This window comes from Clostridium ragsdalei P11 (assembly GCF_001675165.1).
Lineage (GTDB): Bacteria > Bacillota > Clostridia > Clostridiales > Clostridiaceae > Clostridium_B > Clostridium_B ragsdalei.
The window spans coordinates 145028-164381 of the sequence record NZ_LROS01000033.1; the positions used below are offsets into that span (position 1 = coordinate 145028).

18 protein-coding genes, 1 pseudogene and 1 riboswitch are annotated in these 19354 nt (G+C 29.5%); of the genes and pseudogenes, 7 read left to right on the forward strand and 12 right to left on the reverse strand.

Annotation, left to right across the window (positions count from 1 at the left end; all coding sequences use genetic code 11):
- Nucleotides 1-14: 14 nt before the first annotated feature.
- From CLRAG_RS14040 to CLRAG_RS14065, 6 genes are all read right to left on the reverse strand, one after another.
- A complete protein-coding gene (locus CLRAG_RS14040) occupies nt 15-596 on the reverse strand; it encodes a J domain-containing protein (RefSeq protein WP_065078993.1) in 582 nt (193 codons plus the stop codon).
- A complete protein-coding gene (locus CLRAG_RS14045) occupies nt 580-1458 on the reverse strand; it encodes a DUF5685 family protein (RefSeq protein WP_065078994.1) in 879 nt (292 codons plus the stop codon). The genes CLRAG_RS14040 and CLRAG_RS14045 overlap by 17 nt, the downstream gene beginning before the upstream one ends.
- Before the next feature lie 8 nt (nt 1459-1466).
- Nucleotides 1467-1997, reverse strand: coding sequence for a class IV adenylate cyclase (locus tag CLRAG_RS14050; RefSeq protein ID WP_065078995.1), 531 nt, complete (start codon nt 1995-1997; stop codon nt 1467-1469).
- 128 nt (nt 1998-2125) lie between these two features.
- On the reverse strand, nt 2126-3058 hold the full coding sequence (gene fba, locus CLRAG_RS14055) for a class II fructose-1,6-bisphosphate aldolase (protein ID WP_065078996.1): 933 nt from the start codon (nt 3056-3058) through the stop codon (nt 2126-2128).
- Nucleotides 3059-3397: 339 nt separating this feature from the next.
- Nucleotides 3398-3778 carry a DUF4363 family protein gene (locus tag CLRAG_RS14060; protein WP_065078997.1) on the reverse strand — a complete coding sequence of 127 codons (381 nt, stop codon included), beginning with the start codon at nt 3776-3778 and terminating at the stop codon, nt 3398-3400.
- Nucleotides 3775-4470, reverse strand: coding sequence for a DUF421 domain-containing protein (locus tag CLRAG_RS14065; protein ID WP_065078998.1), 696 nt, complete (start codon nt 4468-4470; stop codon nt 3775-3777). Before CLRAG_RS14065 ends, CLRAG_RS14060 begins: the two co-directional genes overlap by 4 nt.
- Before the next feature lie 197 nt (nt 4471-4667).
- Between CLRAG_RS14065 and CLRAG_RS14070 the strand changes: the two genes are divergently transcribed.
- Complete coding sequence (locus CLRAG_RS14070; protein WP_167351577.1) at nt 4668-6359, forward strand: nucleoside kinase; 1692 nt, start codon at nt 4668-4670, stop codon at nt 6357-6359.
- Nucleotides 6360-6402: 43 nt separating this feature from the next.
- Nucleotides 6403-7149 (forward strand): nickel pincer cofactor biosynthesis protein LarB, encoded by a 747-nt coding sequence (larB, locus tag CLRAG_RS14075; protein ID WP_065079000.1) that lies wholly within the window; start codon nt 6403-6405, stop codon nt 7147-7149.
- Between the two features lie 80 nt (nt 7150-7229).
- On the opposite strand, the gene CLRAG_RS14080 is transcribed toward larB, so the two are convergent.
- The 4 genes from CLRAG_RS14080 to CLRAG_RS14095 form a co-directional block, all read right to left on the reverse strand.
- Nucleotides 7230-7514 (reverse strand): STAS domain-containing protein, encoded by a 285-nt coding sequence (locus tag CLRAG_RS14080; RefSeq protein WP_063555594.1) that lies wholly within the window; start codon nt 7512-7514, stop codon nt 7230-7232.
- 11 nt (nt 7515-7525) lie between these two features.
- Nucleotides 7526-9514, reverse strand: a complete 1989-nt coding sequence (locus tag CLRAG_RS14085) for a methyl-accepting chemotaxis protein (protein WP_065079001.1) — start codon at nt 9512-9514, stop codon at nt 7526-7528.
- A gap of 134 nt (nt 9515-9648) precedes the next feature.
- Entirely contained in the window at nt 9649-10032 is a 384-nt protein-coding gene (locus tag CLRAG_RS14090; RefSeq protein WP_065079002.1) for an ATP-binding protein, read from the reverse strand.
- A gap of 15 nt (nt 10033-10047) precedes the next feature.
- Nucleotides 10048-11556 carry a SpoIIE family protein phosphatase gene (locus tag CLRAG_RS14095; protein WP_083985728.1) on the reverse strand — a complete coding sequence of 503 codons (1509 nt, stop codon included), beginning with the start codon at nt 11554-11556 and terminating at the stop codon, nt 10048-10050.
- 583 nt (nt 11557-12139) lie between these two features.
- Here CLRAG_RS14095 and CLRAG_RS14100 point away from each other — a divergent pair.
- Nucleotides 12140-12508 (forward strand): hypothetical protein, encoded by a 369-nt coding sequence (locus CLRAG_RS14100; protein WP_065079003.1) that lies wholly within the window; start codon nt 12140-12142, stop codon nt 12506-12508.
- A gap of 53 nt (nt 12509-12561) precedes the next feature.
- Here the strand turns inward: CLRAG_RS14100 and pssA are convergent, their stop codons facing one another.
- Nucleotides 12562-13083 (reverse strand): CDP-diacylglycerol--serine O-phosphatidyltransferase, encoded by a 522-nt coding sequence (gene pssA / locus CLRAG_RS14105; RefSeq protein ID WP_154104993.1) that lies wholly within the window; start codon nt 13081-13083, stop codon nt 12562-12564.
- A 380-nt stretch (nt 13084-13463) separates the two neighbouring features.
- Between pssA and CLRAG_RS14110 the strand changes: the two genes are divergently transcribed.
- The 4 genes and pseudogenes from CLRAG_RS14110 (at nt 13464) to CLRAG_RS14125 (ending at nt 16502) form a co-directional block, all read left to right on the forward strand.
- Complete coding sequence (locus tag CLRAG_RS14110) at nt 13464-14132, forward strand: TVP38/TMEM64 family protein (RefSeq protein WP_065079004.1); 669 nt, start codon at nt 13464-13466, stop codon at nt 14130-14132.
- A gap of 132 nt (nt 14133-14264) precedes the next feature.
- On the forward strand, nt 14265-14693 hold the full coding sequence (locus CLRAG_RS14115) for a CBS domain-containing protein (RefSeq protein WP_065079005.1): 429 nt from the start codon (nt 14265-14267) through the stop codon (nt 14691-14693).
- 137 nt (nt 14694-14830) lie between these two features.
- Nucleotides 14831-15727 (forward strand): annotated as a pseudogene (locus tag CLRAG_RS14120) (YegS/Rv2252/BmrU family lipid kinase).
- Nucleotides 15728-15806: 79 nt separating this feature from the next.
- Nucleotides 15807-16502 carry a hypothetical protein gene (locus tag CLRAG_RS14125; protein ID WP_065079006.1) on the forward strand — a complete coding sequence of 232 codons (696 nt, stop codon included), beginning with the start codon at nt 15807-15809 and terminating at the stop codon, nt 16500-16502.
- A 508-nt stretch (nt 16503-17010) separates the two neighbouring features.
- Here CLRAG_RS14125 and CLRAG_RS14130 read toward each other — a convergent pair.
- Nucleotides 17011-18855 carry a YgiQ family radical SAM protein gene (locus CLRAG_RS14130; RefSeq protein WP_065079007.1) on the reverse strand — a complete coding sequence of 615 codons (1845 nt, stop codon included), beginning with the start codon at nt 18853-18855 and terminating at the stop codon, nt 17011-17013.
- A gap of 291 nt (nt 18856-19146) precedes the next feature.
- A riboswitch (M-box (ykoK) riboswitch) is annotated at nt 19147-19313 on the forward strand.
- Nucleotides 19314-19354 lie beyond the last annotated feature (41 nt).

Below are 19354 nucleotides of genomic sequence, written 5' to 3' on the forward strand. Positions count from 1 at the left end.
TTAAATTGATAATTTTAGCAATTTCCACCTCCACATAAGCAGTCCAAACAATATAATGTAGCACAGATGTTACATATATCAGGGTCTTTTCTCCTGTTGTCATAATAAGGCTGTCTATAGGAATTATTCATGCCTCTTAACTTGTTTAATGCATCTTGATATTTAAAATTATTTGGATCAAGACTGCAGGCGGTGCTTAAATTAGTGCTAGCCTGGTTATACCAGCCTTTTCTAGTATTTAAAATTCCCATGAGGTAGTGCCACTCTGCATCTCTTGTATTTATTCCCATGAGTTTTGATTCTGCACTGCTTAAATTCCCATTATAAATATCATTTTCTACAGACTGATATGTGCTAGAATTGCTGCCAGTATAGGTATCACTGCTTCCACTACTATATGTATTTGTCCCTTCATTTTTCATCAAATAGTCATAGGCTTCATTTATGTCTCTCATTTTATCCTCGGCTAAATCCTTAAGTGGATTGTTACCATACTGATCAGGATGATATTTCTTAGCTAAGGTTCTATAAGCCTTTTTTATTTCATCTTTTGAAGCATTTTCATTTATTTCAAGTACTTCATATGGATTTTTCATCTTTGTAAACACCCCTTTTAAAAACTTTATCCATCTTATCTAAAAGTCCATATTGTAATATATTATGTAGTAATTCTTCATTCTTTTTTATAGGAAGTTTTTCGAAAGTATTCATGCACTGTGCAGCACAAGTACCTAAAATGAAATCAATTCTAGTTTCTATTTCTTTAGAAAATCTTTCATAGTTTAAATTTTCCACGTTAAAACATTTGTTTATAACATTAAATTTTCCCTTTGACATATCATCATGTAAATCATCTAAGGCATCTATAATATATATCCATTTCCCAAGGTTATATCCAAAGAAATACAGTTCCTCTTTAATTTTTTCATACTTAAAAGAACTTAATATAAGTCCAGTAAGATGTGCAAAAGGATGAGCTATCATATCTATGGATTTATTATTAGTTTTCTTTTCAAGTTCATAAAGCTTGCTTAAGTTGTCTTTTATATGTATAAAAACCTTTTTATGATTTTCATCTGCTTTGTTAAAATATGTTTTGAGACAAACCGATAATACCTTGCTTTTAAAAGAATGGTCATCGACTACATCATCTAAAAGTTTGAAATAACTTAGGTATATATTGCAAAAAGCTGCATACTTCAAAGAATCATTATCTTTTAAAATAATCTTTTTTTGCAAGGGATGAAGGATACATCTTTTTTTTACATAAGTTTGTTCACCAGTTTCTAAAGAGTCCAAAAGCAGTGCAAGAAAAGTCATGTCATAATTTAGAGATACTCTGGGAACATTTCCAATGTTACATTTTATAGACCTGCATAATCCGCAATAATAAGCTTTGAATTTTTCATAATCCTTTATTTTAAGCTCCATTTTATATGGAGTTACATAACCAAACATAGAGGCTCCTATTTCCCGTTTAATATTTCATATATAGTTTTAGAGGTAGTATCTTTTATGGAGTACCCCAGCAATTCTACCAATTCATTCAACTCTTCATCACTTTTAGTTTCTATTTCTATATAGGGGAAAGGACAGAAGGATGTGTCATTTATGTCTATTTCAACTAAGCTGTTTTTATATTTGTAACTTTCCCGATACTTTTTTATAGATTGGAGTAAGTTTAGTCCAAGTGATTTAAATATTTTTTTGCCTGCTTCTGCGTCAAGTATTTCAGTTTCATTCTCTTCCATTACTTTATATTTTTCCTGACTTAAAAGCTTTTTAGTAGTCATATAAAAATGAGTCGAATTGTGAAGTAGATCTTCTACAATTCTTATTCTGGCATAACCTTTATTTTTTATAAGACGTCCATCTTCAAAGTCGTATATACAATTTGTTTGATTCTCCATTTTGACTTTTATAGCCTTCATCTGTTTTAGCTTTAGCCTTATATGGTCAGAATCTATTTTTATTATTCTTGTTTCACATTCTTCCAAAGAATTCACTCCCTACGAAAAAACTATTGTTATTTTGAATTATACCATAAAAGTTAATATATAAAGGTTAAATTAATAAAAATTTAATAAGAGGCCCCCTTAAACCTAATAAGGAAGCCTCTTATTTTTTATTTTAAGGAATTTGCAGAACCAAGTACATTATCTATTTTGGATTCTACTACTTTTTGTATTGCATCTCTTCCTGCACCTAAGTATTTTCTTGGATCGAAAACTTCTGGTTTATCTCCAAAAGTTTTTCTCACAGCAGCAGTCATAGCTAATCTCAAGTCAGTATCCATGTTTATTTTGCATACAGCCATTGAAGAAGCTTTTCTAAGCATATCTATTGGTATTCCTTTAGCACCAGCTAAATTTCCTCCATACTTATTGCAAGTTGCTACTGCTTCTTGATCTACAGCTGAAGCACCATGAAGTACTATAGGGAAATTTGGAAGTTTTTCCTGAACTTTTTCAAGTATGTCAAATCTTAATTTAGGTTTGAAGTTTGGTGGAAATTTGAATGCGCCATGGGAAGTACCTATAGCTATTGCTAAGGAATCTATACCTGTTCTGTTTACAAAGTCTTCTGCTTGATCTGGATCGGTATATATATGTTCTGCAGCAGATACATCATCTTCTACTCCAGCAAGTACACCAAGTTCTGCTTCCACTACTACTCCGTGGTCATGAGCATATTTTACAACTTCCTGGGTTTTTGCTACATTTTCTTCATAATCAAAATGAGAACCATCAAACATTACTGAAGTAAAACCATTTTCCACACACAGCTTTACAGTTTCAAAATCAGGACCATGATCTAAGTGAAGTGCAAGGTCAATACCTGTTTCTTCTATTGCAGCGTCTACCATGGCTTTTAAATATTTAGGACCTGCATACTTTATTGCACCTGCTGAACATTGCAAAATAACAGCAGAGTTTTTAGCCTTTGCTCCATTAACTACACCTTGAATTATCTCCATATTATTAATATTAAAAGCGCCTATTGAATATTTTCCTTCATAAGCTTTTTTGAACATGTTTTTAGTAGTAACTAATGCCATTATTATTCCACCTTCCAATATAATATTTTATAGCTATAATATAGGGCTTCTAAGTGAAAGCTAGATGTATACACATGAATATATTATAAGCAATTCAGTTTATTCTTATGTTTTATTAATATAAGAATAAGATATTTTTACATATAAATCTATAAGTTTAAGTTATGAACCCTATATAAAGTTTTTAAAGTTATGGACAAACTTATTTTCCGAACATTTTTACAATATTCGCTAGCTAAGCCTAAAGGTACTAAACGTACAATTACAGTATATCAGAAGTAAATCGTTTTTACCATAAATACAATATCGAATATATGGAATTTAAATAGAAAATTGCATTTAAAATAGATTTTGAATGTTTAGTTGCTCCATTTTCAGTATATGGTGCAGCAAATTTTTTATTACATTTACAGAGGCTAGGGATTCTTCTCCATTTCTATATGTTATATGCTGCATTAGTTTCCATAACTCACTGTTTATATTGTCTATTTCATTATGATTTGAAAAAATTGATACCTTTGGTGAATATTTTTCCCACTGAACCATGAAATTCTCATAATTTTTACGGGCTTCATTCCAGGAATTTGATTCAATGGATTTTTGTATTTTTATGTTCGAACTTTCTAATTTACTACATATTGTATTTAAATATTGTATTGAAAATAGTATAGATAACATCATCAATATGAATATGGTAAAAGATGTTATAGAACTTTTCATTTAATCACATCCTGTGTATTTTTTTCTTTTAGTTGGTAATAAAATTTCCCTTTTGAATCCAGTAAAGCTATTAATATGTTTTTTGTGGAAACTATGCTGTTTTTCTTCATCATTTGTTTGAGCCAAGCTTCATCCTTTTTTGCTATAATTAGGTTTTTAAAGTTTATTTTACCATCCATTATGAGTGTTATGGGTAGCACATCTTGAGAAGGTTTTATTTTTAAATCTGTTTTAGTTACAGGGGTAAGTTCGGTTTTAGGTATAACAGAAAGTTGGCCACTGGTTTCAAGTATGGCATATTCTACATCGGATAAATTATAATATCCCTGCATTCTCAGTTCTTCCATTAAATCATTTATATTAAATTTTTCATCCTTTAATTTTTTTAAGTCCAGCTTTCCCTTATCAATTAATATGGTTGGTTTTCCACTAAAAAACAATCTTATTTTTTCACTCTTAAGCTGGAGTAGTGCTAAAAGAGTTTGTAAAGTCAAAAGAGTTATTATTGGAATTATACCGTGAATTATAGAAATTCTGGTATCTTGCATTGGAAGAGAAGCCAATTCGGATATCATTATTGCTACAGCTAATTCAAAAGGTTCCATTTCACCTATCTGTTTTTTTCCCATAAGCCTCATGGATATTACAACTAGTAAATATAAGACAATAGTTCTAAAAAGTACTATGAACATAAAATACCACCCTTCAAGTCGCAAATTATATATTGAAAATATATATCTATTTATATATTTACATTAATACAAAAAAATATAAGTAAAAACGAGAACATTTTAGAATAAATATGAAGTATAATGATAGTAGCACTTAATTTAGTAGGATATTTAGGTCAAAGGGGATGAATTATATGGGGAAGGTAAGTACTAAATTGATGTACAAAGATATTTGTGAAATACAAGAGAAAGACAGAAAAGATGTATTAAATCTTAAGATTGGTCAGAAAGATATATTGGTTAAAAAGGGAACCAGTTTGTATAAAATATTTGAGGACAATTATCCTGTACAAGATATACCTGTGGTACTTGCAAAAGTCAATGAAGAATATTTTGAACTTACTAATTCATTAGAGAAATCTGGAACTTTTAAGATAGTAGATATAAGGGACAAGTTAGGAAACAAAACCTATGCAAGAACACTTCAATTTGTTCTTATTAAATCTGTATATGATTTATTTAATGGGGCAAAAGTTACTATAGAGCATTCTTTAAGTAAAGGTATATTTGGGGAAATTCATAAAGATACCCCCCTTTGTGAAGAAGATATAAAAAAGATAAAAAAGAAAATGGAAGAGATAATAAAACAGGATATACCTATAAAAAAAATAGGGATGACTAAAGAACATGCAATAGAAATTTTTAGAAACTATGGCATGGAAGATAAAGTAAGACTTTTAAACTATGTAAATACAGATGAAGTAAAATTATATGAATTAGATGGTAGATACGACTATTTTTATGGCTCTATGGCATTTTCTACGGGAGTATTGAAGGTGTTTGATTTAATGTATTATGAGCCAGGATTTATACTAAGGCATCCTGTGGAATCTGATCCTTATAATTTGCCTAAATTTGTAGAATATAAAAAATTAAGTAAGATATTTTATGAAACTGAAAAATGGGGAAATATACTTGAAGTAGGAGATGTAGGATCTCTAAATCATAAGGTTGAAAATAAAGAAATTGCATACATGATAAGGATAGCTGAGGCACTTCATGAAAAGAAAATTGCCTATATATCTGATATGATAAGCGAAAGAAAAAATGTAAAAGTTGTGTTGATTGCAGGACCAAGTTCTTCTGGAAAAACTACTTTTTCAAAAAGACTTTCAATACAATTAAGAGTCAATGGAATTATACCGGTTCCAATTTCATTGGATGATTACTTTGTAGATAGGGACCATACTCCAAAAGATGAAAATGGAAATTATGATTTTGAATCTATATATGCCCTTGATTTAAAACTTTTTAATGATGATTTGGAAGCACTTATGAGGGGAGAAGAAATTGAAGTACCTACATTTGATTTTAAAACAGGATGTAGAAAATGGGTTGGCAACAAGTTGAAGCTGCCGGAAAAAGGTGTAATTGTAATTGAAGGAATACATGGATTGAATGAACTTCTTACTTCTGCCATTCCAAAAGAGAATAAATTTAAAATATATATAAGTGCTCTTACTCAACTAAATTTGGATAATCATAATAGAATAGCTACTACTGATGTGAGAATTATAAGGAGAATAGTTAGAGATTCTCTTTTTAGAGGCTATAGTGCGGAAGATACTCTAAAGATGTGGCCTTCTATAAAAAATGGAGAAGAAAAAAATATATTTGTATTTCAGGAAAATGCAGATGTTATGTTTAATTCTACGTTAGTGTACGAGCTATGCGTGCTAAAGGATTATGCACTTAAAGAATTGGATGGTATAAATAGTTCTAGTCCTGTATATTATGAAGCATTGAGACTTAAAAGTTTCCTCCATTTCTTTAAATCAGTGGATGTTAAGTTTGTTCCGGATAATTCCATTTTGAGAGAATTTATGGGGGGAAGTTGTTTCTATAGTTGATAATTGTTGTGGCATAAATAACTTTACTTTATGGGGTGAAAAAATGGATGAATCAGAACTCAGAAATCTGTTAGAAAATATTAAAGACAACAAAATAGGGGTGGAAGAAGGAATTGAAAAACTGAAGGATCTTCCATTTAAAGATTTAGGATATGCTATGGTAGACAACCATAGAGAAATAAGAGTTGGCTACCCTGAAGTAATATATTGTGAAGGTAAAACTGTAGATCAGGTAAAGGGAATTGTTGAGTTTATGCTTACCAAGGATAATAATATATTGGGGACTAGGGCTAGCAAAGAAATGTATAAAGCTGTAAAAGAAATTTGCCCTTATGCAAAGTATAATGAATCAGGGAGAACTATAACTATAGTAAAAAACTCTAAAGATAAGACAGAATCATATATAGCTATAGTTACAGCAGGAACATCAGATATACCTGTAGCAGAAGAGGCTTTTGAAACTGCTAATATTTTTGGAAATAAAGTAGAAAAGATTTTTGATGTAGGTGTAGCCGGAATACACAGGATGTTTAATAAATTAGATATTATAAGAAAAGCTAAAGTAGTCATAGTAATTGCAGGTATGGAAGGTGCACTTGCTAGTGTCATAGGAGGTCTTGTTGATAAACCTGTTATTGCAGTACCTACAAGTGTAGGATATGGAGCAAGTTTTGGAGGAGTAGCTGCTCTTCTTTCAATGCTTAACAGTTGTGCCAGCGGAGTAAGTGTAGTAAATATTGATAATGGATTTGGGGCAGGATACATTGCTAGTATTATAAACAAGCTTTAGGATTGTTTTATTATATTTTGTGGAGGTAAGTTAAAAGAGCCTTGTTATACTAATAAACTAGTGTAACAGGCCCTTTTTAGTTAATTATTTATTTCAAATACCTTATCTAATCGTGTCATATTAAAAATTTTCATAACATCTGCATTTCTAACTGAATAAAGTTTAAAACTCCCATTCATGTTCTTGCACTTTTTATAAATTGAGACTAAAACTCCAAGTCCAGTACTATCAATAAAGGTACACTTACTAAAATCCAATGAAAAATTTTTTTCACCTTTATCTATTAAAGAATTAAGTTTTTGTCTAAGATCATCTGCTTCGTCAACAGCAAAGTTTTCTGGTATTTCAATATTTAGATCCTTCATTTTAAATCACCTCAAATTGTAAATTTTTCTACAAGATTGTTTAAGGATACGGCTAATGCGCTAGATTCCTCAGCACTAGCTGCCACATTTTCAATTGCTGAGTTTTGTTCTTCGGCAGATGCGGCAACTTCTTCACTGCTAGCTGCAGTGTTTTCAGTAATAGTAGCAACTGTATTAATAAGATTTACTATTTTATCAGAAGTAGCAACTTCATCTTTTGTAACATCTACTATTTCATTTACGTTGCTTGATATTTGATTTACGGCGTCTATGATACTTACAAAAGATTTATCGGCATCTTTTGCTATTACTACACCAGATTCAACTGCATCTTTGCTGGAATTCATGTTTTTTACAGCTTTGGTTATTTCATTTACCATCTCGCTTACCAATGAAGATATTTCATTTGCTCCAGTGTTAGTTTCTTCTGAAAGTTTACGAACTTCTTCTGCCACCACGGTAAAGCCCTTCCCGTGTTCTCCTGCTCTTGCTGCTTCAATAGCTGCGTTTAGCGCTAGTAAGTTAGTTTGAGATGAAATACTGTTTATGGTATCAATAATTCCACTTACTTTTTTGGAAAGCTCTTGCAGGACTTTTAAAGTAGTTTCTGTTGCAGTTGATGATTTACGGATATTTTCAATAGCATCAACTGTATTTTCAATTTTATTTCTTCCTTCTTCCGCAGTGTCCATGGTATGTTTGGAATTCTTTTTAGCTGTGAGTGCCCTATTTTGAGATATTTGAACCAAGCTTGACAGTTGAACCAAAACTTCTGATACTTCTACAATAGAGTTATTTTGAGTTTCAGCATCTTGTGCAACTTTTTCTATAGTGCCAGTCATTTGTTCTGTTGTAGAACTTATTTCTTCATTAGAAGAGGCTAGTTCTTCTGAAGAAGCAGCCAAATTTTCTGATGCATCTCTGACATTATGTATTGTATTATCCTGATGTTCAATCATCTTATTAAAGTATTCACCTAATGTCTGTAATTCGTCTTTTGTATTTATTTTAGACCTTACAGTTAAGTTACCATCACCAGCTTTGGTCATTAAACTTTCTAATTCCTTAATTGGATTTATTATATCTCTTATAGAAAATCTATAGGCTAAAAATATTGTAATAAGTAAAGCTAATATAGCTATTATAATTGTAAAGTTTCTAATACTTGAAGCAGGAGACATATATGTACCATAGTCAGCTTCTACCGCTATAATCCAATTATTATTGGAAACAAATTTTCCAAACTTACGTGATCCGTTATAGCTATAGTATCCTTCGGAAGTTCCACTTGATTTAGCTTCATTTATTAAAGATTTTAATTGGTTGTTAGTGCTATTTAAAATATTCTCTTTAAATACTTTATCTGTTTTAGGATGGGAGATAATAAGTCCATCTTTATTAATCATATATGCATATCCAAAGTTACCTAATTTGACGTTAGATACTCCTTTAAAAGGTATTATTCCGATTAATGTACCTACAATCTTATTGTCAATTTTTAAAGGATAGGCAATTCCTATTACAGGTTTGCCTGTAATTTTTGATATTAAAACAGTTTTTTTATTAGTGTTTTTAGAGCCTTCTAAGGCGTCTTTGACGTAGTCTCTGTCACTATAGTCGGCGTTATAATTTTCACTTGAGTCACTAATAATTCCTTTAGCTGATGTATTTGTGATAACTAAACGTTCTATTATACTACTGTTTTCTTTTTGTATTTTTTGTAGATAATTATAGACTTCATTATTGTAAGTGGTATCGCCTGAGGCAATTTTTGCCATTCTCTCATCAGAACTTAAAATTTTAATATACTTGTCTACCGAATCTATTTTTTCATCTATAGACTGCACTGTTTGATTTGAAGTACTTTCTAATTGGTTTTTAACTGTATTTTGTAATAAACTAGAAGTCCTAATATAAGAGAAACTTCCTAAAATAATAAGAGGAACAGTTATAAATACAAAGAACATTAAACCTAATTTATTTTTTAAACTTTTTTTCATTAAAATACCTCCGAACTATCATACTCTCGTTTAATGGCTAAAACTCCCATCTTCAATAAAATGGGAGATAAATAGATTTTGTATTTGTATAAGTTTTTTCAAACAATTATAATGATGAATGTTATTGTTATTTCCTAGCTAGCCAAGGATTTTTCTATAATTAGGGTATTTTGTTTTAATTCAATGTGATCTGAAAGATTCTTAATGAGAAATAATCCTCTTCCTTCATCTTCTAGTATGTTTTCATTATCTAATTGTTTGTTAATTATTGTATCTTTAAATCCAGTACCACAATCCTTAATTTCAAATTGAACATTTGAATCATCATATACATATTTTAAATAAATAGGTTTGTCCATGTTCATATTGTTACCATGCTTAAAGGCATTAGTTAAAGCTTCTGTAAGTATTAGCTTAATATCAAAATTGTACTTTGAAGCATTTAACTCAGCAGTGATTTTATCGATAATTTGTTTGTACTTGGACAAACCATATAAAATAAATTCATTACTTTTCATATATATCCTCCAAAATCATTTTATTTCCAAAGCGATTATTGTACTGTCATCTTTTAATGCTCCGGTTTCATTGATTATGTCATTTAATTTAGCTTTCAAGTAAGTTATAAATTCAGTTAATGTGTGTGATTTAAGATAATTTTTTCTAATTTCATTATCATTAAATATGAAGTCTAACCCATCCGTAGGAAAATAAAATCTATCACCTTCTTTAAAGGAAATCACATTTTCATCAAATACTGCATCTTGAAACATACCTAGAAAAGGACCTTTAACTATGAATTCTTGTGGATTGCAGTTGCTTTTTTGAAACATAAACTGGCTTATCCCAGCACCTGCTACTCTTGCTTCATTTTTCTTAAAATCTAAACTAAAACAGCAAGCAGCGATGCAGTGGTTGTCACTTAAATAGTCAGCAATTTTTTTATTTAAAATTTTAACTATTTCAAGTGGATCACAGCTTGTTAAAATTGCTTCACGAAATAAAACAAAAAATGCTAGTACGTTAAGGGCTGCTGTAATTCCTTTGCCACTAACATCTCCAATTATTCCAAGAATTAAATCTTCGTTTACCTTGTATAACCTAAAAAAGTCTCCACTTACTGTTTTAGCAGGCATGTACAGACTTTCTAATTGAAGTTTTTCAGGTATAGGAGATACATCTTCAATGTATTTTCTTTGAAGCTTAGATGCTTCATTTAGTCTCCTTTTCATATCAGAAATATTTCTAATTATTGCTTGAATCGCAGGGCTGCCTTTATACATTAAATAACTTGCTGATATTTCTACATCTATTAGGGTATTACCATAGCGTACAATTTTATAGTCAGATATGGATTTAGATTTTTTACCTTCTAATATCTGTTTCATCCGCTTGTGAGCAGTTTTTATAAATTCCTTTGATATATATTTATAAATATTTTCTCCAATTATCTTATCATAGTCTGTACCAACTAAATTACAGGCTTTGTGATTTGCCAGTACAATTTTATTATCTACTGTTATAATGATTGCTTCTGGTGAAAGATTAATAATTTTGCGGTACCTTTCTTCACTTTCTCTAATTGTATTTGCCAATATTTTTTTCTTGGTAATATCTTTTTGCTGTTCTACAATAAATGCTACTTTTCCCAAATTGTCCATCACAGGATTATAAGTGCAATCCATAAATTTGTTATACTCTGGAAAATACCTTTCTATTCTTATTAGCTTTTTAGTTCTAAGGGCTTCTTCTAAACCGCAGTTTTTGCAGTTTTCTTTCATGTTTAAAATTTCAAAACACTTTTTACCTTTAACTTCATCTTTAGTTTTTTTATAAAACTTACATCCAGCTTCATTAAAAAATAGGATTCTACCATTGGAGTCAAAAACCTTTATAATATCAGTAATACCTTTTAAGACTCCTTCTAAAATCCATAAGTTATAATTTTCTTTATGTGCTTTACGTTTAGTAAAGCATTTTAAACTATCTAGGTAAAGTGTTCCTTTGTGATAAAGTTCACTTTCTCCTGATTTATAGTTCAAAGTATACCACCTCTGTACACACTAAATAATAAAAATAATTTTTGAAGATTATGGGACTGAATACTACCAACATAAATGATATACTCTAATGATACAATAATTATATGTTTTTTTAAAGCTATATTGTATTTAATTTCACTAATAAGAATTAAATAAATATGTTTACATTAAATTCAATACCATTAAATTATATATAAGAGTAAAATTAATGCACTAATTATAAATTTTTATAATTAGTGCATTAATTTTATTAAATAATAATATAGATAATATAGTAATACTATAGGTTTTCTAAGTGGAAGCTAGATTTATATATAACTTAACTTTTGTAAGTTAAGAATTAATAATGAAAAATTAATAGTAAAGGATGATTTTTAGCTGTTGCAAAAAATCTTTAAATTTATATGAATCAGCAATGTTTCGCTTTAGCGAAACGAGTGGTGAAAAGCTTAATCAAAGATTTTTTGTAGTGTAACGGAGAAAAGTCCGCATTAACTATTAATTCTTCATTCTTAACTATTAATTAAAAAATTTTTCTCCACCATGTTGCGAAAATCTTAAATTTGAGGCAGGGTGATAAATATTGTCCCATAGAAAAATAATTGAAGATTATTATTGTGATGTAAATAATTTAGCAGAGCTATTATCCAAATTAACTAATTCCTACAGACTGCTAATAGGTGGAGCTGGAGAATTAAATTCCATAGCAGGAGTGCATAAAGGTGAAGTTAAAGATTCTTTAAAGAGAGTATATAAGCTTGGAAATGTAATTGATAAAGTTGTGGATACATTAAAGGATTCTACTGAAGTATACTCAGAATACTGTAAACTTACTACTGAAGTTATAAAAGAAAAAATGCAAATTAAATATGTGGAAACAGAAATAGATGAAGAATTGTTTCTAAATAATTTAGATGATATGGATGAGGATGATGATACAAAAGGAGATTAAGTAAAATACATTTTTACTTAATCTCTTTTATAAAATGTGGTTATTTACTAAAATTAAAACTTCTTAAACCTATATTTACAAATCATAAGGTAAGAAAGTATTATGACAAGTAAAATGGTAAATTCTGCAGGAACAGGATGTCTAAATGTAATCAGACAATATAAAGCCATAAACATACCTGCAAAAGTTATTGGAATACCAAAAAATTGTCCATCAAAATCAGTAATGTTAAATCTTGCAAGTCTATATGCTCCGCATATTGGTAATAACAATACTAACATATAACCTAATAATCCAAAAGTAGAAAAGTTATAGATATTAAATGTAAGAACTGATGGGGCAACTCCAAAAGAAACTAAATCTGCAAGGGAATCCAGTTGTTTACCTAATTCACTGGACACTTTTAAAAATCTAGCAACTCTTCCATCATATCTATCAGCTAAACATGCAAGTAGTATAAATATACCGGCCCATAAATAATTTTCCTGAAAAGACATCATTAGAGACATTACACCACAACTAAGATTAGCAAACGTAAACGCATTAGGCACTGAACTTCTAGCTATTTTAGCCACTGTGACCACTCCTTAAAAATAACAAAATTAAATTATATTCCCTTAACTTATTAAAAAGTATATAATTGCATAAGATAATTATACCTCATTTTATGAAAATAGTTAAGTACATAGTCTGTGTCTTTTCTATGACAAACTTGTAAATTTTTTGTTAAAAACATACAAGAAACTTCAATTCACAACTAAAATCATTTTGGAAAAGTCTTTAATGTAATAAATAGGTCATACATTTTCTATTGAATATTTATCAAAAGTATGTAAATATTACATGTATAAGTTATAATACTAAAAACTATATACAGAATTTACCTTTTATTTTATTATATATTTAGTAATTTAATTTGTCTTTTAAAATTAAAAAAAAGGATAGTTGTTAATTTATGAGAAATAGTAAAGAAAGTATTTTTAAGTGTTTGATAGTATCTTTTTTGATTTTTACTATTATATTTATTTTATACAAATATAAAGGAAATTTATATAGGATAAGTATGGATAGCATTAGAAGTTATATACAGAGTTACGGAAAGTTTTCAGATATTATTTTTATTTTAATTTATACTATAAGACCTGTAGTACTTATACTGCCAGCATCTCTTATGTCAATAATTGCGGGGAGCATATTTAATTCATATATGGCTCTTTTGCTCAGTATGATCGGATGCTTTGGATCAGCTACACTAGCTTTCTTTTTATCCAGATTTTTAGGCCGATCTTTTGTAAATAAGATTCTTAAAGGAAAGGCTTTAACGTTAAATGACAATATAGAAAAGTATGGATTTAGGATTATGACTGCAATGAGATTAAGTTTTGTATTCCCCTATGATCCACTTAGTTATGCTGCAGGACTTACAAAAATTAAATATAGAGATTTTATTTTTGGAACTTTAATAGGAATTTTACCTGAAATGATAACCTATTCCTTAATAGGAGGAAATTTGACAAGGCCGTTTTCATTTAAATTTATATTGCCCATAATAGTTTTATTTATTATATCATCCATTTCTATATATATGCATAAAAAAAAGTCTAAAGATACCAATAATTTATAAGTAACATAATCTTTAGATTAGGACATAATAAATATGAAATTCAATTTAAGGCATTTGAAAGAAAATAACAAGTCAAATATGTTAGCATACTAACTAGTTATTTCTTTGAAAATGCCTAAAGGGGTGTTTGAAATGAAAGTTAAAGATATAATGACTAAATCTGTAATAAGTTTAAATGATGACGATACTGTGGAAAAAGCAGCACAAATTATGCAGCAAAATAATATAGGAGCTGTTCCAGTTTGTAAAAATGGAAAAGTTATAGGAATTGTGACAGATAGGGATATAGCTATAAGATCAGCATCCCAGAGTGGAGGCGCTGAATCCAAATTTGTAAGAGATATTATGTCGGCAAATCCTGTAACTGGATCACCTGATATGAATTTAGAAGATGCATCTAGAGTAATGAGTGACAAGCAAATAAGAAGGTTACCTATTGTTGAAAATAAAAATGTAGTTGGAATGGTATCTTTGGGAGATCTAGCAGTAAATCCTAAATCAAACACTCAGGCAGGAGATGCCTTGAGTAGTATATCGGAAAATAACTACTCAGCATTCTAGAATTTAATAATTTGTAAATAAATCCACAAGATTTACAAGTAATCTTGTGGATTTATTACTTTAGGTGATATAATATCAGGTGATATATTTAAATAAAGAATCAAGGTTTGTAATTTATATAATTAGAGGAGTTTAATATGAATAAAGTGAAATTTATTTATAATCCATATTCAGGAGAAAATACAATAATATCGAATATAGATAAAGTTATTATGATACATCAAAAATATGGTTATGAAATAGTTCCTTTTAGAATAAGTTTTGAATTTGACATAAAAAAGGCATTTGAAGATATAGATGAAACTTACAAATACATACTAATAGCTGGAGGGGATGGAACAGTAGACAATGTTGTAAATTGTATGAAAAGGTTAAATATAGATATGCCTATAGCCATACTTCCAGTAGGAACTGCCAATGATTTTGCTAAATTTATAGGAATGCCGCAAAACATTAAAAAGGCCTGCCAACAGATAGTAAACAGTGTTCCTAAAAAATTAGATTTAGGAAAGGTAAACGACAAATATTTCATAAATGTTGCTAGTACGGGACTATTTACGGATGTATCTCAAAAAACAGATGTAAATTTGAAAAATACTATGGGAAAGTTAGCCTATTATGTTAAAGGGTTAGAATAACTTCCAAATTTAAGAAAACTTAAGGTGAAAGTCAAGTCTGAGAACGCAATTTTTGATGGTGACATGTATCTTATGCTCATATTTAATGGACAGATGGCAGGAAACTTTAAGTTTGCATATAAAGCTGAAATTCAAGATGGACTTTTAGATGTAATTATAATAAAAGCAGGAATGATAAAGGATATTATAGCACTATTTATAAAAATGTTAAGAGGAGATCACTTGGAAGATACTTCTGGACTTATATACTTTAAATCAAATAAAATAGAAGTGTATTGTGATGAAGATATAGTCACTGACATAGATGGTGAAAGGGGACCGGATTTCCCACTTGTTATAGAGTGTATTAAAGGCGGAATGGAAGTTTTAGGATTAAAAGATGAGATAAAATTATAAATTTATTTAAAAATAGTAATATAAGATAGGCGATATTAATAAATATAATTAGAATACTATTAATAAAGAAGGAGAATATATGGCATTCTACGTTTATGTTTTTTTATTACTTATCATGTTTATAATGCTCTTTAGAGGAGCTATTTTAATTAGATTTTTATCGGATAAAATAAAAGTTGTAGCTTTTATTATTATAGGGGCTATGTTGTTAAGGTACATTTCTATTTTTATCATGTACTTTTCCAGTAGTATGAAATATTTATATTTGCTGAAAGTTCCCTTTTTCTTGAACTTACTATCAGTTCCAATTATAGTTTTTACAGTGCTCTATATTTTTGTAAGAAAAGATAATGTTAAGTTTTATTACATATTTATAATAACTGCAGTACTTTGTGCTGCATATGCTATGATGATGTATAAGTGTGAAGCTGTACTGCAAAACTTAGAGGAATACAAGTTTATTTTAGGATATACTCTCGTTTTATCAAATCAATATATATACTGGGGGTACTTGGTATTTAATACTTTAGTAATATTTTTTGTTTTGGGATTTGTTAAAAAAACTAATGCCAACAAACTTGGTATATACATGGTATTGTTGGCAGCTTGCATAACTATATCAGAGCTCATAGCATGGCTTATGGGTATTAGAGTTTTAGCAGAAAATATACTTGGAGATGTAGGCTGGATTGTTGTTTTCATATATGCTTTGAATAAAGTGAAAAAAACATCTGATAGCCTTAATTATAAAGCTCCTAGTAAAGTATCTAGGTAAAAAATAACTTATGCTCCGAACATTTTTACAACATTCAGTACGTTAAATATTTTGATAAGTCTAAGCAAAAAATCCTAAAAATCTAAGAACTTTTGAAAACTCGTACCTCAAACAATTCAAAAGTTCTAAGATTTTTTTAAGAATTTTTTACTAAGACTTATATGCAAAATATTTAAAAGTGCTTCATTATTGTAAAAATGTTTCTGCGCATAAGTTATTTTTTAAGCTAGAAATTTTATATGTAATTATTCTAATAGAAGTTTCATCTTATACATAACATATAATAACAAAATTGAAGGCATATTAAAAAACTTTTCCATAAGTCTTAGCGAGGTATTTTAGAAAATCTTAGAAGCTTAGATATGTTTGAGGTACGAGTTTAGCTAAGGTCTTTAGATTTTCAAAATACCGAGCTTTAGACTTAGTAAAAGTTTTTTACGTGGTGAAATTTGTTATTATATAGCTTGGTATAAGTTTAACTTCTAATCGAAAAATTTTATGAAATTTCTTACTTAGAGCTCTTATGGATGCTTTTATGATGGCGTCTTCTTGGAGGATTTTTCGGTATTAAGCAGTGGGGGCTAGATCCAATTAGATCTTCACGACCACATTTTATTAAAGCCTCTTTTACTAAATTGTAATTTTTCGGGACAGAAAATTGTAAAAGTGCTCTTTGCTCATTTTTTTCTTTTTGTGATTTAGGTACATATACTTTCTCACCACTTAAAGGATTAATGCCTGTATAGTACATAGTTGTAGATAAACTACCAGGTGTAGGATAAAAGTCCTGAACTTGTTCAGGGGTATAACCCATGCTTTTTATATACTCAGCTAGTTCTATAGCTGCATTTAAATCACTCCCTGGGTGACTGGACATGAGGTAAGGAACTAGATATTGTTTCTTATTTATTTTTTTATTTATTTCAAAATATTTTTTCACAAATTTATTGTATACGTCCATCTTAGGTTTTCCCATTTGATTTAGAACCCTCTCGCTTATATGTTCGGGAGCTACTTTTAATTGTCCACTTATGTGGTATTTACATAAGTCTTCAAAAAAATCTGTATTTTTATCATTTATTAGATAGTCATATCTTATTCCTGAACGTATGAATACCTTTTTTATACCAGGAATTTTTCTTATTTTTCTCAATAGATTTAAGTATTCACTATGATCTATAATTAAGTTTTTGCAGGGAGAAGGGAAGAGACATTGCCTGTTTTTACACACTCCCGCCTTTTCTTGTATTTTGCATGCCTTATGCCTAAAATTTGCAGTAGGACCTCCTACATCATGTATGTATCCTTTAAAATCATCTAAAGTAGTTAATAATTTAGCTTCATCAATTATAGATTTTTCACTCCTATTTTGGACAGTTCTACCCTGATGAAAAGTAAGAGCGCAAAAAGAGCAGCCGCCATAACAACCCCTGTGGCTTGTAATTGAGAAACTTACTTCTTTTATAGCAGGTATTCCACCAAGTTTTTCATATATAGGGTGGTATGTTCTCATGTAGGGTAAATCATATACTATATCCATTTCCTCTTCTGTTAATGGAAACTGTGGTGGATTTTGGACAACATAATGATCTCCATGTTTTTGTATTAAGGTTTTCCCCCTTAATGCGTCTTGTTCGTAATATTCTAGTTTATAGCTTTCAGCATAAGCACCTTTTTCTTGTGTTACTTTTTCAAAAGAAGGTACTTCCACATAGTCTTTTATGAATGCTTTATCTTTGCAAGGGTATACTGTACCTCTTACATCTGTAATTTTGTGGATATCCATTCCGTATTTTAATAGGTTTGCCACTTGTACTATGGTTTTTTCTCCCATACCATATATGAGTAGATCTGCCTTTGAATCTAAAAGAATACTTCTTCTTACATTATCACTCCAGTAATCATAGTGGGCAAATCTCCTTAAGCTGGCTTCTATTCCACCAATTACTATTGGAACATCCTTATAGGCTTCTCTTGCCCTATTACAGTATACTATTACAGCTCTGTCGGGTCTGTAACCAGATTTACCTCCTGGGGAGTAAAGATCTTCATGCCTTTTTTTCTTTGATGCGGTATAATGATTTACCATAGAATCCATATTCCCAGAGTTTATTAAAAAAGCTAATTTAGGTTTTCCAAGCTTCATAAAATCATTTGCATTTTTCCAGTTAGGCTGAGCTATTATTCCTACTTTAAAACCTTCATTTTCTAACACCCTTGATATTATAGCTGAGCCGAAAGAAGGATGATCTACGTAAGCATCTCCTGTTATAAGGACAAAATCCAACTGACTTATATTTCTTGCTTTCATGTCATCTTTACATATAGATAAAAAACTAGTATTTAAATTCAATTTACATTCTCCGTTCTTATGTTTCAGATTAGTTTCACTTATTTTTAGTATAACATATTATATTATGAGATAAATATTTAGGAATATGTAGATTTTGAATGGTGATAAGGAGAAGAAGACACACACTAAATAAATAATATAAATATGCAAAGATAAATTATGATATTTTACATTAAAATGAGCAAAATGAAATTAAAGTATCATAACAGGTAAATATAAATAAATTTAATATTTACTAGTTGCATTATAGTGAATTTGTAATATAATTATAGTATAAAAGTAAATGTTTATGTTTAATTATGTTAGGTGAGGCTCCTATATAGACATATGCTGCTGCCCCGAAACATCGAGAGATGCCAATGGGTGAACAGGTATTACCGTAGTAAGGTTTTACTTAATGCAGCTGGATGAAAATCTAAAGCTATATAGTGCTAAAACTCGTACGATTAAAAAAGTTTTAGTTTAAGAGCCCTGTGGGCTTTTTTTAGTTGTTTGCATA

Bases quoted from the DNA above. Each gene is read 5' to 3' on its own strand.
- CLRAG_RS14040 (WP_065078993.1), bottom strand. From the start codon at position 596: ATGAAAAATCCATATGAAGTACTTGAAATAAATGAAAATGCTTCAAAA.
- CLRAG_RS14045 (WP_065078994.1), bottom strand. From the start codon at position 1,458: ATGTTTGGTTATGTAACTCCATATAAAATGGAGCTTAAAATAAAGGAT.
- fba (WP_065078996.1), bottom strand. From the start codon at position 3,058: ATGGCATTAGTTACTACTAAAAACATGTTCAAAAAAGCTTATGAAGGA.
- CLRAG_RS14060 (WP_065078997.1), bottom strand. From the start codon at position 3,778: ATGAAAAGTTCTATAACATCTTTTACCATATTCATATTGATGATGTTA.
- CLRAG_RS14065 (WP_065078998.1), bottom strand. From the start codon at position 4,470: ATGTTCATAGTACTTTTTAGAACTATTGTCTTATATTTACTAGTTGTA.
- CLRAG_RS14070 (WP_167351577.1), top strand. From the start codon at position 4,668: ATGTACAAAGATATTTGTGAAATACAAGAGAAAGACAGAAAAGATGTA.
- larB (WP_065079000.1), top strand. From the start codon at position 6,403: ATGGATGAATCAGAACTCAGAAATCTGTTAGAAAATATTAAAGACAAC.
- CLRAG_RS14080 (WP_063555594.1), bottom strand. From the start codon at position 7,514: ATGAAGGATCTAAATATTGAAATACCAGAAAACTTTGCTGTTGACGAA.
- CLRAG_RS14085 (WP_065079001.1), bottom strand. From the start codon at position 9,514: ATGAAAAAAAGTTTAAAAAATAAATTAGGTTTAATGTTCTTTGTATTT.
- CLRAG_RS14090 (WP_065079002.1), bottom strand. From the start codon at position 10,032: ATGAAAAGTAATGAATTTATTTTATATGGTTTGTCCAAGTACAAACAA.
- CLRAG_RS14110 (WP_065079004.1), top strand. From the start codon at position 13,464: ATGAGAAATAGTAAAGAAAGTATTTTTAAGTGTTTGATAGTATCTTTT.
- CLRAG_RS14115 (WP_065079005.1), top strand. From the start codon at position 14,265: ATGAAAGTTAAAGATATAATGACTAAATCTGTAATAAGTTTAAATGAT.
- CLRAG_RS14125 (WP_065079006.1), top strand. From the start codon at position 15,807: ATGGCATTCTACGTTTATGTTTTTTTATTACTTATCATGTTTATAATG.